15 protein-coding genes are annotated in these 13547 nt (G+C 65.4%); 6 read left to right on the top strand and 9 right to left on the bottom strand.

The features are described from left to right. Positions 1 to 92: 92 nt before the first annotated feature. From BST47_RS00395 to BST47_RS00385, 3 genes are read right to left on the bottom strand one after another with little or no spacing between them, the layout of a single operon-like run. Positions 93 to 1049: a DoxX family protein gene (locus BST47_RS00395; RefSeq protein WP_083123701.1), complete on the bottom strand. Its 957-nt coding sequence runs from the start codon at positions 1047 to 1049 to the stop codon at positions 93 to 95. Positions 1050 to 1085: 36 nt separating this feature from the next. Further along, complete coding sequence (locus BST47_RS00390; RefSeq protein WP_083123231.1) at positions 1086 to 1592, bottom strand: DUF6328 family protein; 507 nt, start codon at positions 1590 to 1592, stop codon at positions 1086 to 1088. Positions 1593 to 1637: 45 nt separating this feature from the next. Further along, positions 1638 to 2198, bottom strand: a complete 561-nt coding sequence (locus BST47_RS00385; RefSeq protein ID WP_083123230.1) for a dihydrofolate reductase family protein — start codon at positions 2196 to 2198, stop codon at positions 1638 to 1640. A gap of 52 nt (positions 2199 to 2250) precedes the next feature. Here BST47_RS00385 and xylB point away from each other — a divergent pair, with 52 nt between their 5' ends. The 3 genes from xylB (at position 2251) to BST47_RS00370 (ending at position 4667) form a co-directional block, all read left to right on the top strand. Then, the gene (xylB, locus tag BST47_RS00380; RefSeq protein WP_083123229.1) at positions 2251 to 3645 is read left to right on the top strand and encodes a xylulokinase; all 1395 of its coding nucleotides are present in this window, start codon (positions 2251 to 2253) and stop codon (positions 3643 to 3645) included. Beyond that, positions 3642 to 4358 (top strand): MBL fold metallo-hydrolase, encoded by a 717-nt coding sequence (locus BST47_RS00375; protein ID WP_083123228.1) that lies wholly within the window; start codon positions 3642 to 3644, stop codon positions 4356 to 4358. The genes xylB and BST47_RS00375 overlap by 4 nt, the downstream gene beginning before the upstream one ends. Before the next feature lie 75 nt (positions 4359 to 4433). Then, positions 4434 to 4667: a DUF6400 family protein gene (locus BST47_RS00370; RefSeq protein WP_083123227.1), complete on the top strand. Its 234-nt coding sequence runs from the start codon at positions 4434 to 4436 to the stop codon at positions 4665 to 4667. Positions 4668 to 4887: 220 nt separating this feature from the next. On the opposite strand, the gene BST47_RS00360 is transcribed toward BST47_RS00370, so the two are convergent. Continuing rightward, complete coding sequence (locus BST47_RS00360; RefSeq protein WP_083123700.1) at positions 4888 to 5808, bottom strand: LysR family transcriptional regulator; 921 nt, start codon at positions 5806 to 5808, stop codon at positions 4888 to 4890. Between the two features lie 83 nt (positions 5809 to 5891). Between BST47_RS00360 and BST47_RS00355 the strand changes: the two genes are divergently transcribed. Together BST47_RS00355 and BST47_RS00350 are read left to right on the top strand one after the other, a co-directional pair. Then, positions 5892 to 6764, top strand: coding sequence for an EamA family transporter (locus tag BST47_RS00355; RefSeq protein WP_083123225.1), 873 nt, complete (start codon positions 5892 to 5894; stop codon positions 6762 to 6764). A gap of 13 nt (positions 6765 to 6777) precedes the next feature. Continuing rightward, the gene (locus BST47_RS00350) at positions 6778 to 7125 is read left to right on the top strand and encodes a hypothetical protein (RefSeq protein ID WP_083123224.1); all 348 of its coding nucleotides are present in this window, start codon (positions 6778 to 6780) and stop codon (positions 7123 to 7125) included. On the opposite strand, the gene BST47_RS00345 is transcribed toward BST47_RS00350, so the two are convergent. Genes BST47_RS00345 through BST47_RS00330 form a run of 4 tightly spaced genes read right to left on the bottom strand, consistent with a single transcriptional unit; the run spans position 7126 to position 11210 of the window. Next, positions 7126 to 7971, bottom strand: a complete 846-nt coding sequence (locus BST47_RS00345) for an ABC transporter permease (protein ID WP_083123223.1) — start codon at positions 7969 to 7971, stop codon at positions 7126 to 7128. It lies immediately after the preceding gene. Then, positions 7968 to 8843 (bottom strand): ABC transporter permease, encoded by an 876-nt coding sequence (locus BST47_RS00340; RefSeq protein WP_083123222.1) that lies wholly within the window; start codon positions 8841 to 8843, stop codon positions 7968 to 7970. The genes BST47_RS00345 and BST47_RS00340 overlap by 4 nt, the downstream gene beginning before the upstream one ends. 4 nt (positions 8844 to 8847) lie before the next feature. Next, positions 8848 to 10035, bottom strand: a complete 1188-nt coding sequence (locus tag BST47_RS00335; protein ID WP_083123221.1) for a polyamine ABC transporter substrate-binding protein — start codon at positions 10033 to 10035, stop codon at positions 8848 to 8850. Positions 10036 to 10091: 56 nt separating this feature from the next. Continuing rightward, positions 10092 to 11210 (bottom strand): ABC transporter ATP-binding protein, encoded by a 1119-nt coding sequence (locus tag BST47_RS00330; protein WP_083123220.1) that lies wholly within the window; start codon positions 11208 to 11210, stop codon positions 10092 to 10094. Between the two features lie 376 nt (positions 11211 to 11586). Here BST47_RS00330 and BST47_RS00325 point away from each other — a divergent pair, with 376 nt between their 5' ends. Then, entirely contained in the window at positions 11587 to 12036 is a 450-nt protein-coding gene (locus BST47_RS00325) for a type II toxin-antitoxin system Rv0910 family toxin (protein WP_083123219.1), read from the top strand. 3 nt (positions 12037 to 12039) lie between these two features. Here the strand turns inward: BST47_RS00325 and BST47_RS00320 are convergent, their stop codons facing one another. After that, the gene (locus BST47_RS00320; protein ID WP_083123699.1) at positions 12040 to 13485 is read right to left on the bottom strand and encodes an MFS transporter; all 1446 of its coding nucleotides are present in this window, start codon (positions 13483 to 13485) and stop codon (positions 12040 to 12042) included. Positions 13486 to 13547 lie beyond the last annotated feature (62 nt).

The following is a 13547-nucleotide window of genomic DNA, read 5'->3' as shown; positions in this document are numbered from 1 at the left end:
GTCCGCTGCGCGGAAGGCGAATCCAACCGCGGGGATGGTGGAGTCAATGTACAACCGAATCTGGCCGAACGTGCCTGTTCAGCGCACGATGATCATGAATTCAGGCGCTTGCGTTCCTGCTTGATCTGCTTACGCGTCTGCTTGACCTGCTTGCGGCCCTGTTTGCGTGCCGTGTCGGCGAATTCGGTTGCGCGATCACGTGCGGTCTCAGCCAACTCCGGCGCACGGTCGCGGGCGACCTCTGCCAATTCCAGTCCGCGATCACGCGCGACGTCGGCGATTTCAGCGCTGCGCCTGCGCGCCAGCTCCGCAAACTCGGGTCCCCGCTCACGGGCGACATCGGCGATCTCGGCGCCGCGCCTGCGCGCCAGCTCCGCAAACTCGGGTCCCCGCTCACGGGCGACATCGGCGATCTCGGCGCCGCGCTTGCGCGCCAGCTCCGCGAACTCAGGTGCCCGCTCGCGAGCGACGTGAGCGAATTCGCGGCCGCGTTCGGCACCGACCTGCAGGCCGTGACCGACCTTCTCGGCGAGCGGGCTGTCGGCGAGCGCTCCACCGGTCGCCGCACCGACGGGCAACGCGGCGCTGACGGCGCCGGAGACCTTGTGGGCGGCGCGACGGCCGCGCCATCCCAGTGAGGGTTTGCCCTCGGTGTCGACGGCGGCGATGATCAACCCGCCGATGAGGCTGATGTCGGTGAGGAAGGCACGACGCTCATCGGCCTTGCGCTGGGGATCCGTCTCATTCCAGAAGGTGTGTCCGCCAAGGCTTCCCGGCACCACGCTGAACGCAAGCGCGGCCGATGCCAGCCGGGGCAACTTGCCGCTGGCGAGCAGGAGGCCACCGCCGATCTGAACCGCGGCGTTGACGCGGGCGACGGTTTCGGCGTTGGACGGGACATTGGTACCGACGGGGTCGGGCAGTTTGCTCAGCCCCTCGAGAGTGGGACGGGCCGCATCGGCGGCGGGCTTGGGGCTGCGCAGGGCATCGACGCCACGGGCGATGAAAGCCGCCGACAGCATGGGACGGGCAACACGTCGGATCAACATGGCCACGGTGTTCCCCGGGCCGGGGCGTCACAAACGTCAATAGGTCGGGTCGCGCAGGTCCCTGTCCCGCAGGGGCAACGCGTACCAGAACGTGATCAGCGCCACCAGAGTGCAACCGCCGGCGATCCAGGCGCCGGTTCTGCCGACCACGCTGTCGAAGATCACCACAGCGACTCCGGACAGCGCCATGCCCAGCAGCATGATGCCGACTTCGGCGTAACGATGCGAGACCGCGACCAGTGTTTCGAGCCGGCGCCGCCGAAACAGCACACGGTGCATGCTGACCGGCGCGACCAGCAGCACCGTCGCACCGAGCGAGCAACCGACCGTCACCAAATAGACGATGCGCATCACGACATCCAGGTCGGCGAAGCGCGGCTGGAACGGCAGGATGAGCAGGAACCCGGTGAGCAGCTGAACACCGGTCTGGGCAACTCGCAATTCCTGCAACAGACTCGACCAGTTGCGGTCCAGCCGTTCGGCTTCGGTCTCGTCGCGGTCGCGATCTCCACGTCCATCGACCTCGGGGTGTTCGCCGGCCACAGTGCATTATCCCTCCGTGATCATCGGGCTGCGCCAGATTGAGGGTTATGTGGCGCAGTAGCGGAGCAGGGTGACGCCCGATGTGAAGGCCTTGGGCGGTGCGACCAACGCCAGTCGCGGAAACGCGGCGCCGTCGGGGAACAGCCTCCGGCCGGCCCCCTGCACCGTCGGGTAGACGAATAAGCGGTACTCATCGACGAGCCGCGCGGCGATGAGCGTATGGGCCAGGCTGATGCTTCCCGTCAGCACGATGTCCCTGCCTGGCTGCGACTTCAGCTTCGTGGTCTGCTCGACGGGATCGCCGACGAGCACCGTCGAGTTCTCCCATTCGGGATCGGACATCGTCGAGGACACGACGTATTTCGTCACTTGGTTCAGATACGCGGTGATACCCGTGGGGTCGTCGGTCTGCGCGGGCCAGTAGCTACGGAAGTCCTCGAATGTCCGGCGCCCGACGAGCAACGCATCGGCCTCGGCGTCCTGTCGGTGTGTCTCCGCGACCAAATCCTCGTCCGCGATTTGTGGGTCGAACCAGTCGCCGAGCATCTCAACCGCACCGTCGACGGTGATGTTCTGGGTGACAACAAGCTTGCGCGTGTATGGCATGTGTAGGTAGACCCTGTGCGTACTGCGGACTCATCGGCGTAGCGTCGGCCGCGTGGCTCTCGTTGCGGGCGTTGACTCATCCACCCAGTCCTGCAAAATCGTCATCTGCGACGCCGACACCGGCGCGGTCGTCCGCTCGGCAAGCTCGCCGCATCCGGACGGCACCGAGATCGATCCGCAGCAATGGTGGTCGGCGCTGCAGGCGGCCGTCACCGCCGCGGGCGGACTCGATGACGTGGCGGCGGTCTCGGTCGGTGCGCAGCAGCACGGCATGGTGTGTCTCGACGGTACGGGCGCCGTCGTACGAGATGCACTGCTGTGGAACGACACCCGGTCGAGTGCAGCCGCTGACGAGCTTGTGGCCGAGCTGGGCGCCCAGGAGTGGGCAAAGCGCATCGGCGTGGTGCCCGTCGCCGCGATCACGGCGGCGAAATTGCGTTGGCTCGCCGATCACGAACCCGCGCATGCAGATGCGACGGCCGCGGTGTGCTTGCCGCACGACTGGCTGACCTGGCGGTTGAGCGGTTCGACTGACATCGCCGATCTGCGTACCGATCGAAGCGACGCGAGCGGCACCGGGTACTTCTCCTCGGAGTCCGACAGCTATCAATTCGACCTGCTCGAAATGGCGATGCGGGGTCGACGGCCCCATGTCCCGGCGGTGCTCGGCCCCGCCCAGGAGGCGGGGCGGACGTCGACCGGCGCAGTGCTCGGGCCCGGCGCCGGGGACAACGCGGGGGCGGCCCTCGGACTGGGCGCCGAGCCCGGTGATTGCGTCGTCTCACTGGGCACGTCGGGTGTCGTGAGCGCGGTGGGTGACGTGGCGCCGCACGATCCCGACGGGATCGTGGCGGGCTTCGCCGATGCAACCGGCCGCCAGTTGCCGCTTGTCTGCACGCTCAACGGCGCCCCGGTACTTGCCGCCGTCGCCACGATGCTCGGCGTTGACTTCGACGAGTTGGATCGGTTGGCGATGTCGGCGGAACCCGGTGCCGGCGGGTTGACACTGGTGCCGTATTTCGAAGGTGAACGCTCACCGAACTTGCCGTCGGCTGCGGGGGCGATGCACGGTATGACCACCCGAAACCTCAACGCCGCCAATATTGCTCGCGCCGCCGTGGAAGGCCTGCTCAGCTCGATGGCCTACTGCATCGACAGGATCACCGAACACGGCGTCGACGTCAATCGCATCATCCTCGTAGGCGGGGGAGCGCGCTCGGGGGCGGTGCGTCATATCGCGTCCGCACTGTGGGGGGCACCTGTACATGTGCCAACACCGGCGGAGTACGTCGCGCTGGGCGCGGCTCGCCAGGCGGCATGGGCACTCTCTCAAGATGACGCGCCGCCGGCATGGTCGTTCGGGATCACGACAACGTACACGGCAGCACCGACGCCGCACGTGCTCGATCAGTACCGCGCCGCGCAGCCGTTGACGCTTGGGCAGTGAACTACACGTGGGAACAGCTGGCGGACAGCGTTGTTCGGTGTCGCCTGCCGTTCCTCGACGTCACGGTCGGGGTGATTTGGGGACGGCTCGGCGCCGCGCTGATCGACACCGGATCCACCTTGACCGAAGCACGAGCGATCCGCGCCGATGTGGAGCAGATGACGGGCCGCGAGGTGAGCCACGTCGTGTTGACTCATCACCATTTCGACCATGTCTTGGGCTCGTCGGCGTTCGATGGTGCGGCCGTGTACTGCGCGGCTGCGGCCGCGGCGACCATGACCGATCACTCGGAGCGCCTGCGCTCAGACGCCCTGCAGTACGGCGCGAAACCGCGCGAGGTCGACGAGGCCGTTGCCGCGTTGCGGCGGCCTCAGCACGAGGTGGAATCGGACGTCATCGATCTCGGCGAACGCGTGGTTTCCATCAGCCATCTGGGCCGCGGCCACACCGACCACGACCTGGTCGCGGTCGTCGACGGTGCTGAGCGCCGCGTTGTCTTCTGCGGCGATCTCGTCGAAGAGTCCGCCGACCCGTCGATCGACGGTGGCTCCGATACTGCGGCATGGCCGGGCACTCTCGATCGCCTGCTCGAAGCCGGTGGCCAGGACGCCCTCTACATCCCCGGTCACGGCGCGGTCGTGGATGCCGATTTCGTGCGTCGGCAACAGCGGTGGCTCGCGAATCGTGTGACGAAGTCGGACCCTAGACTGTGATGTAGGTCATTGCTTGACCAGCTCTAATTAGGTGACCCTTACCATTCGTTTTGCTGACGAATGGCTGGAGGTGCCATGAGGGCCGACCTCGAATTCGCCTATGACCTGACGCTCGACGAGGCGCGACGCCGCAGTGCAGTCCTGGAGGCGATCGGTGACGAGTGGGATCCGATCGCTGTGATGGCCGAGGAACAGCGGGCTGAAGAAATGTTGTATTCCGACCTCGACGACGAGCAGCAACGGATCTATGACGATCTTGTTCGCGCTGGTGTCCTGCCTGATCGGAATGTGATCAATGCTGCCGATTGATCCCACCGCCGACCGGTCACGACGCGCCTGGTTGCCCTGCCCGTGTTGTGACCACCCCACCAAATGCGTGGATTGCGATAAGCGGAAGAACTGCGCCATCCATTGGCAGTACCTGCTGAGCAACAAGGGCACGGTGGTCCACCTGCAGTGCTCTGACTGCGGCTACCTGTGGTCGACCGACACGCGGAATCGAGCGCGGCGACGTCGCGCGGCCTGACTGCTAGCCACCCGCTTCGGGGCGAGGCCAGCGCGGCCGAGGCAGCGCCTGTCCCGGCGGCGGCCGCATCCGGTCCAGCACGGCTCGCAACGGTGGCCAATCGGCTCGGCCACGGCGTGTCACCGCGTACGCGGTCAGCACCGCTTCGGGTGTAGCCAGCGGCAGCACCTTCACACCTCGGCTGGTCGGACGACCCATGGGTAACAGACCGACCCCGAACCCCGCCTCGATCAGGTCTTCGACAAGGTCCAGGCTGTCGATCTCGTGCGCGATGCGCGGCGCGAAACCGGCGAGCGACGCCAGGGTGCGAACGGCCGTCTCGTCAGCTGTGTTGCGGGAGTTGACAATCCACGTCTGGTCCGCGTAGACCGCAATATCCGCGGGTCCGTCGGGATACGTCGAGGGGACGGCCAGCCCCCACATGATCGACCAGAGCGCCTCGGTCTGAAGCACCTCGTTTGGCGAGGCAGGAGCGAGGTTGTAATCGTAAGTGAGCGCCAGATCGAGATCGTCGTCGGTCAGCAACGCGAAGGCTTCGATGGGTTCGTACTCGCTGATCACCAAATTCACGTCCGGATACTGTGCGGCGAGGTCGGCGACGATCGGCAGCAGCGACACCCGGATACCGGTGGCAAATCCGCCCACACGCACCGTGCCCGACGGCTCGGCATCGGGATCGAGGTCCAGTCGGGCGCTGTCGATCGCCGCGAGGATCGTGACCGCGTGGTCGGCCAGTCGCAGCCCGGCGGGGGTCAGCCGCACCCGGCGGCCGTCGGGCTCGATCAGCTGTGCTCCCGTCTCCCTGGCGAGCGCGGCGATCTGCTGCGACACCGTCGATGTCGTGAGGTGGTGGGCATCGGCCACCGCCCGCATCGAGCCCAGACGCGAAAGCGACAGGAGGAGTTGGAGCCGCCGGGTGTCCACCGCCCAATTGTTCATTATTCGTGAACGGTATGTCCGGGAAAATCACGTGGACATGAACGGTATGTGTCCCGTTCAATGCATGGGTGACCACAAACCAGGCACGCACCGGGGCCTTCATGGCGTTGGGTTCGATGCTCTGCGTCCAGGTGGGTCTTGCGATCGCGGTGACGCTGATCGACGACATCGGAGTCGAAGGCGCGGCGTGGCTAAGGCTGGCGTGGGCCGGAATTCTGCTGCTGCTCATCGTGCGGCCGAAGCGTTCGGCGTTCACCCGGTCGAGCTTTCTGATGTGCGTCGTTCTCGGTGTCGTCACCGCGGCCATCACGCTGCTGTTCATGGCGGCCCTGGACCGGATTCCGCTGGGCACGGCCAGCGCCATCGAGTTCCTCGGCCCGCTGTGCGTCGCGGTGGCTCATGGCAAAGGCAGGCACCGCTTCGTGTGGCCGGGCCTCGCCGCGGTTGGTGTGGTGTTGCTGACCCAGCCATGGGCAGGCGTCATTGACCCCATCGGCGTCCTGTTCGCGCTCAGCGCGGCGGTGTGCTGGGCCACCTACATCCTGCTGACCCAGCGCGTCGGCGATCAGGTCGCGGGCATCAACGGTCTCGCGGTGTCGATGCCCGTCGCCGGCCTGGTGGCCACCGCGACGGTCGGACCCGCGGTGTTCGAGCGAATGACGCCCGAAATCCTCCTGATCGGCATCGGTCTCGCGATCCTGCTGCCGGTGGTGCCGTTCGCGCTGGAACTGTTGGCCCTGCGCCGATTGACGACGGCCGCGTTCGGCACGCTGATGGCGCTCGAGCCCGCGTTCGCGATGATTGTCGGCCTCGTCGTGCTGCACCAGATGCCCGGTATCGCAGGGGTGGTCGGGATCACCGTCGTGGTGGCGGCGGGGATCGGAGCCGCCCGTAGTGGCGCGCGTACTCCGTCGCCCGTACCCGCCGAGGTGAACTCCTAGCTACGCTCGTCGAATGGCAAGCGGATTTTACGGTTCACCGATCGTCGGCCTCATGAACAAGATGTTCGTCGCGCTCATCGATGCGCCGCTCATCGGACCGGTGGTGCGGCGCGGAATGATCAACATCCGCTATGTCGGACGACGTTCCGGCAAGACCATCGAAACCCCGATCGGCTACCGGCGCACTGACGACGGGATCGTCATCAACGTGATGTCACCGGACAACAAGACGTGGTGGCGCAACTTCCTCGGCGACGGTGGGCCCATCACCCTGCTGAAGTTCGACGGAAATGACCGGACCGGCCACGCCGTCGCCAGCCGCGACGCCACGGGCCGTGTGTCGGTCGCCGTCAAGCTGTAGTCAGCCCTCGAACCTCTTGCGCCGCAGCAGTGTTCCTGCTGCCAGCAGAATGAGACTGATCACCAGGATCGCGGTGGCGAGCACATTGATCTGAGGCGGCACCGCGGCCTTGACCGCCGCGTTCACATACAACGGATACGTCACCGTGGATCCGCTGACGAAATACGTGATGATGAAGTCGTCAAGCGACAGTGCGAACGACAACATCGCCGCCGCAACGATGCCCGGAATGATCAGCGGCAACGTCACTTTGAAGAACGTGCGCAAGGGGCTGGCGCCGAGGTCCATCGACGCGTCCTCCAGGGTCCAATCAAAGCCACGGACCCGCGCCCGCACGGTCATCGCGATGAAGCTGACCTCGAAGGCGATGTGTGCAATCAGGATCGTCGCGTATCCCGCGGCCCAGCCGAAGTCAAGGAACAGCGTCAGCAGCGCGGCACCCATCACGACTTCCGGAGCGGTCAGCGGAAGGATCAGGAAGGTGTCGACGGCCCTCTGCCCGCGCCACCGTTGGCGAACCAGCGCGATCGCGACCAGGGTTCCGAGCACCAACGCGACCGCGGTCGAGATGGCCGCGACCTCGAGACTCAGGATCAGCGCTTCGGTCAGCGGGGGATACTTGAACGGGTCGGCCCAGTTGTCCAGCGTGAAACCCTGCCAGGTGTAGTTGAACTTGCCTGCGGGTTTGTTGAACGAGAACAGGATGATCACGAAGATCGGCAGGAACAAGTAGAGCAGCACCAAGCCGGCGACCACCTTCAGCAGGAGGTCGCCCCAACGCGGAAAGCCCATCACGGTCTTCGCCGGTTTCGGGCTCGTTGCGGATTCCATGGCGGCGATGGTCATACAAGATCCTCCGTGCCCATCGCCCGCGTGTACATCAGCACTCCACCCAGAATGATGAGCATCAACACCAGGCTCAGCGCCGCCGCGGCCGGGTAGTCCTTGACGACCAGGAACTGTTTCTGGATGACGTTGCCGATCATCGTGGTCTGCGTACTCCCCAGGTAGTCGGCGTTGATGAAATCGCCGACCGACGGGATGAAGACCAGCATGCTTCCCGCCAGCACGCCCGGCATCGACAGCGGCAGAATGACTTTCGTGAAACTACGGACGTTGGACGAGTACAGATCCTTGGACGCCTCGATCAGCCGCGGATCGATCTTCTCGAGGCTGACGTAGAGCGGCAGGATCATGAAGATGATCCAGTTGTAGGTGAGCCCGCCGATCACCGCCCAGCTGGTGGACAACAGCCGGCCCTCCTCGGGCAGCAGTCCGATGGTGCCGAGCGTCTGGACCAGCCAGCCCTCGTCAGCCAGGATCGTCTTCCAGGCGATGGTGCGGATCAGGAACGTGACGAAGAACGGCAGGATCACTAGACCGAGGATCAGGTTCTTGAACCGTCCCGCCTTGAACGCGATGACGTAGGCCAGCGGAAAGGCCAGCACCAGGCACAGCAGGGTAGCCGCCAAGGCATAACCGAACGACCGCAGAATCTGATCGCGGTACAGGCTGAACGCTTCGAAATAGTTGTTGAAGTCCCACGCGAATTCGAGCGTGGGCATGTACACCGAACCGCCCGACGACGACAACGATGTCTGCGCCAGCGTGAAGAACGGCACCACGAAGAAGATTCCGAGGTACACGAGCGCCGGCAGGACCATCAGATACGGAGCGATCTTGCTCCGCTGTCGACCGCTGGTGGCTACACCCGCCATCCGATCAGCCGCCGGTGACTGCTGCGTACAAGGTGTTGTACTCGAGGGTCTGCTCGTCGGTCAGCGCTGCCCAGCCCTTCGACTTGTCCAGGGTCTCCTTCGACGGGTTGATCAGCGGGTTGCTCGCCGCGGCAGGATCGACCTTCTCCAGTTCCTCGGTCATATCCGACAAAACGGGGACGTACTGCACGAAGGACACCAGCTTGGCGTAGTTCGCCCGGTCGTAGATGTAGTTGATCCACGCCTCGGCAGCGCTTTGGTTTTTCGTGGTGTAGGGAATCACCATGGTGTCGACGAACGTCGTCGCACCCGACTCCGGAACCACGAATTGCAGATCGGGGTTGTCCGCCTGCAGCTGGACGACGTCACCCGAATAAGCCTGCGCGACAGCGATGTTGCCCGCCGCGAGGTCATCGGCGTAGTCGTTGCCCGTGAAGCGTCGGATCTGTCCCTTGTCCTTCTGCTCGCGGACCAGGTCAACGGCCTTCTGCACCGCCTCGGTGCTGGGGTCCTCGGGGGAATTGCCTTGCGAGAGCATCAGCATGCCGAGGCCGTCCTGGGCGTCCGAGAACAGGCTGACACGGCCCTTGAACGCCGGATCCCACAGATCGTCGATCTTGGAGATGTCCCGACCGGTCGCCGCACGGTTGTAGGCCAGACCGACGAGGCCGGACATGTAGGGCGCGCTGAACTTTCGCTCCGGGTCGACGCTCGCCTCGAGCAGATCCGGGCGCAGGTTCTTCTTGTTGGACCAGCCGGCATCGCTGATGTCATTCAGCCAACCGAGCTGGTGTAGACGCACCGCCATGAACGTGGTCGGCACCGCGAGGTCAGCACCGATGTCCTGCTTGCGCGACAACGGTTCCTTGTTCTTGGCGAACCACTGCTCGTTGTCGTTGAAGTCTTCCTTGTAGTCCACCGTGATGCCGGACGCGGTCTGGAAAGCGGCGACGAAACCGTCGGCCATGTACAGCGGCCAGTTCGAGACCCGCAACGTGCCGCTTGCTGGGCCACCGTTCTGTGCTGAAGTCTCGCCCGATCCGCCGCCGTCCGAGCTACAGGCGGCGAGGAAGGACGGGCCGAGAGCCAGCGCGGCGGCGGCCGCGGCACCTCCGCCGATGAACCGCCGACGTGACGTCCTGTTGGCGGCGAGCCGGGCGGCCAGTTCGAGGTCGATGTTCGTGGATGGCATGGCGACTGTGCCTTTCGTCGATGGGAAAGAGGGGACGGGCGAACGAAAACGGTCGATCAGGAGTCGTCGAGCATCTCTTCGAGATCTTCGGCCGTGGGGATGTCCGCCGCAGGCAGCACCAGCGAGGCGTCCGGTGCCCATGCCACGTGGACCCCGTCGCCGGGCCGCAGCATCGGGAGGTCTTGTTCGGGACCGACGTGAGCGATGATCGTCGAGTCGTCGGGCGCCACCATCATCAGCCGCAGCACCGGACCCTGGAACGTCAGATCCTTGACGGTCGCGGACACGGTCGCGACATCTCCGGTCGGGGCGTCGACCGATACTCGGACTCGTTCCGGCCGCACCATCAGCGTCGCGTGGCCGCCTGGTTCGATCGCGGTGTCACCGGGGCGGGCCTTCAGCGTCGTCCCGAGCACTTCGACTTCGACGAAGTCGCGGTTGGTGCGGCCGGTCTGGCGGCCCGCCCACAAGTTCGCCTGTCCGATGAAGCTGGCGACGAACACCGTGGAGGGGCGGTCGTAGATCTCGGTCGGCGTGCCGATCTGGTCGACGTTGCCTGCGTTCATGACCGCGATGCGGTCACTCATCGTCAGCGCCTCTTCCTGGTCGTGGGTGACGTAGATGAACGTGATCCCGACCTCGCGCTGGATCCGTTTGAGCTCGAACTGCATGGCGTGCCGCAGCTTGAGGTCGAGCGCGCCCAGCGGTTCGTCGAGCAGCAGTGCGCTCGGGTAGTTGACCAGCGCACGGGCCAGCGCGACACGCTGCTGCTGGCCGCCCGACAGCTGGGCGGGCCTGCGCTCGGCGAAGTCGGTCAAGCGGACGACCTCAAGCAATTCGTCGACCCGCCTGCGCACTTCGGCCTTGTCTTTCTTGCGGCTGCGCGGTCCGTACGCCACGTTGTCCCACACGGACATGTGCGGGAAGAGCGCGTAGTGCTGAAAAACCGTGTTGACGTTGCGTTTGTGCGGTGGCACCCGCGAGACGTCGACCCCCTCGAGCCGAATGGCTCCCTCGGTCGGACTCTCGAATCCCGCGATCATCCGCAGCGTCGTCGTCTTTCCGCAGCCCGACGGGCCCAGCAGCGAGAAGAACTCACCCGAGGCGATGGAGAAGTCCGCCTCGGCGACCGCTACATAATCCGAGAAGCGCTTGGTGACATGGTCGATCTCGATGACCGGACCGCTCTTGGTGCGGTCGGCCCCGTGTTGTCCCGTCGATTGATCTACGGCGGTGGTGTGTGAGCCGGTCAGAGCGGATCCTCCTCAAAAACCCCCGAAGCTGTGGGTAAACAATCGCCGATCATGCTGACCTTCGCAAGCGATTCCGCAACGAATTTACATTCCGACAATGGAATCCTTCGTCAACTGGGCCCGGCACCAAAAGAATCCGCTGAGGCGCGCGTGCGGGCCCGCGGCCGGGCGGTCTGAGCCGACGGCTGTGGAGGTCGCGACGATGCGCCCATGATCAGTTTTGCAGCCGTTGGCCGCGTGGTCGGCGAAATCTGATGACTCGTTTACCGCGGCGGCTTACCCGGGTAGTGGTGAGGGCATGGCAACGGTGGATGTCTCGGTGTCGTCCGATCTCAGCCCGGAGAAGGCGTGGCAGCTCGCGTCGGATCTGAGCCGGTTCGACGAGTGGCTGACCATTTTCGGCGGCTGGAAGAGCGTGGTGCCGACGCAAGTCGAGGTCGGCACCACGGTGTCGTCGACGATCAAGGTCAAAGGTTTCCGCAATGTCATCCACTGGCGTGTCACCCGCTACGACGAGCCGAAGGCCATCGAGCTGGTCGGCAGAGGAAAGCCCGCCGTGTGCATCGCCCTGCGCCTGTGTGTGAAGGAGGTACCCGGCCCCTCCGAGGATGTCGCCTCTGGCTCCGTATTCCAAGTGATCGCCGACCTCACCGGTGGTCTGCTCAACACCAAAATCGGCAATCTGGTCGCGAAGGTCCTCGAGTCCGACGTTCGCAAATCCGTGACGAACCTGGCGGCACTGAGGTAGTTCTCAGCCCCATTCGTGGTTCATGGCACGGGATTCGTAGCGCGCCTCGACGGATTCCGGCTCAGGGGCCCCCGCCCGCGAAACCGCGATGAGCACCATGGCCAGCCCGGCGGTCACGGCACCGCCGATGAAGATGACGAAGAAGCTGCTCTCCAGCGGCACATCCGTGCCGGCGGCCAGCCTACTGAGCAGGACCGCGACCAGCGCCGCCGCCGTGGAACTCCCGATGGTGCGTGCGATCGCGTTCATGCTCGTCGCGACGCCGGTCTCGTTCGCGTCGACCTCACTGACGACCAACGCCGGCAGCGCACCATAGCCCAGGCTGATGTACGCGTTGGTGAGGATGCCCGCGACGATCACCTGCCACGTCTGCGAATGAGCGAACGCGATGAACACGAAGCCGACGATCCCCGCGACCGCCGCCACCACGAGCACCGGACGGGCGCCGTACCGGTCGATGAATCTGCCGCTGAACAAGGCGATGAGAAACCCTACGAACACCCCCGGCAAGAGGAAGACCACGCTGGCCTCCAGAACCGTCGCCCCGAAGCCGTAACCCGCTGCCTCCCTGGGTATTTGGACGAACTGCGTCAGGCCGAGGAAGGCGAAGTACAGCCCCACCCCCACGAAGACGGTCGCGAGGTTGGTCAGCAGTATCGGGCGCCGCTTCAACATCTCGGTCGAGACCAGCGGTTGTTTGGCGCGCCGCTCCCACTTCCACCAGCCGACGAGCACGAGCGCACCGCCGACGGCACACCCGAGTGTCGCCGGCGACGCCCAGCCCCATGACTGGCCCTGCGTGAGTGCCAGCAGGACGGCCGACAGCCCGGCCGCCAGACCGAGCGCGCCGATCCAGTCGATCGTCCCGGTGACGCTGCGCGGTCGCCGGGGGACGACGAACATTGCGATCACGATGACGACGGCGGTGAATCCGGTGGTCAGCCAGAACACCCGGTGATAGCCCGCGTCTCCGCTCATCAAGAGGCCGACGACGACGAGACCGCTGCCGCCGCCGAAGCCCAGCGTGCCCGACAGCACCGCCATCGCCGACATCAGCCGGTCCTCGGGTAATTCCTCGCGCAGGATCGCGATGCCAATGGGATAGAGCGCATACGAGGCGGCCTGCAGTACGCGGCCAACGATCAGCAGGGGCAGCGATGTCGTGGTGGCCGCCAGCAGGGATCCGACGAGGACGACCCCGAGGACGCTCAGCAGAACGGTCTTCTTGCTGTGCAGATCCGCGACGCGGCCGATCAATGGCGTCGCGGCGATCGCGGCCAGGAGGTTGGCGGTCACCGCCCAGCTGACACCCACGTCGGAGGCACGGAGTTGGTCGGCGATGATTCCGAGCACCGGGACCACCGCGGTCTGCAGCACCGCGACCGTCAGCACCACGACGCTCAAACCCGCCACCAACAGCCTCGACCGCGTGCTGTTGTCGCCGGACATGGTCGACCGGTTCGCGTCGGCCTCGACCACGTGGCGCTCCGATCGTTAGCTGATCTTCGGGT

Origin of the sequence: Mycolicibacterium tusciae (assembly GCF_002086795.1) — a bacterium.
Lineage (GTDB): Bacteria > Actinomycetota > Actinomycetes > Mycobacteriales > Mycobacteriaceae > Mycobacterium > Mycobacterium tusciae.
The sequence above is the reverse complement of the archived record's forward strand: the minus strand, read 5'-3'. Positions and strand labels throughout refer to the sequence as shown.

Bases quoted from the DNA above. Each gene is read 5' to 3' on its own strand.
- BST47_RS00335 (WP_083123221.1), bottom strand. From the start codon at position 10,035: ATGCCATCCACGAACATCGACCTCGAACTGGCCGCCCGGCTCGCCGCC.
- BST47_RS00385 (WP_083123230.1), bottom strand. From the start codon at position 2,198: ATGCCATACACGCGCAAGCTTGTTGTCACCCAGAACATCACCGTCGAC.
- BST47_RS00345 (WP_083123223.1), bottom strand. From the start codon at position 7,971: ATGACCATCGCCGCCATGGAATCCGCAACGAGCCCGAAACCGGCGAAG.
- BST47_RS00340 (WP_083123222.1), bottom strand. From the start codon at position 8,843: ATGGCGGGTGTAGCCACCAGCGGTCGACAGCGGAGCAAGATCGCTCCG.
- BST47_RS00350 (WP_083123224.1), top strand. From the start codon at position 6,778: ATGGCAAGCGGATTTTACGGTTCACCGATCGTCGGCCTCATGAACAAG.
- BST47_RS00370 (WP_083123227.1), top strand. From the start codon at position 4,434: ATGAGGGCCGACCTCGAATTCGCCTATGACCTGACGCTCGACGAGGCG.
- BST47_RS00320 (WP_083123699.1), bottom strand. From the start codon at position 13,485: ATGTCCGGCGACAACAGCACGCGGTCGAGGCTGTTGGTGGCGGGTTTG.
- BST47_RS00395 (WP_083123701.1), bottom strand. From the start codon at position 1,049: ATGTTGATCCGACGTGTTGCCCGTCCCATGCTGTCGGCGGCTTTCATC.
- BST47_RS00325 (WP_083123219.1), top strand. From the start codon at position 11,587: ATGGCAACGGTGGATGTCTCGGTGTCGTCCGATCTCAGCCCGGAGAAG.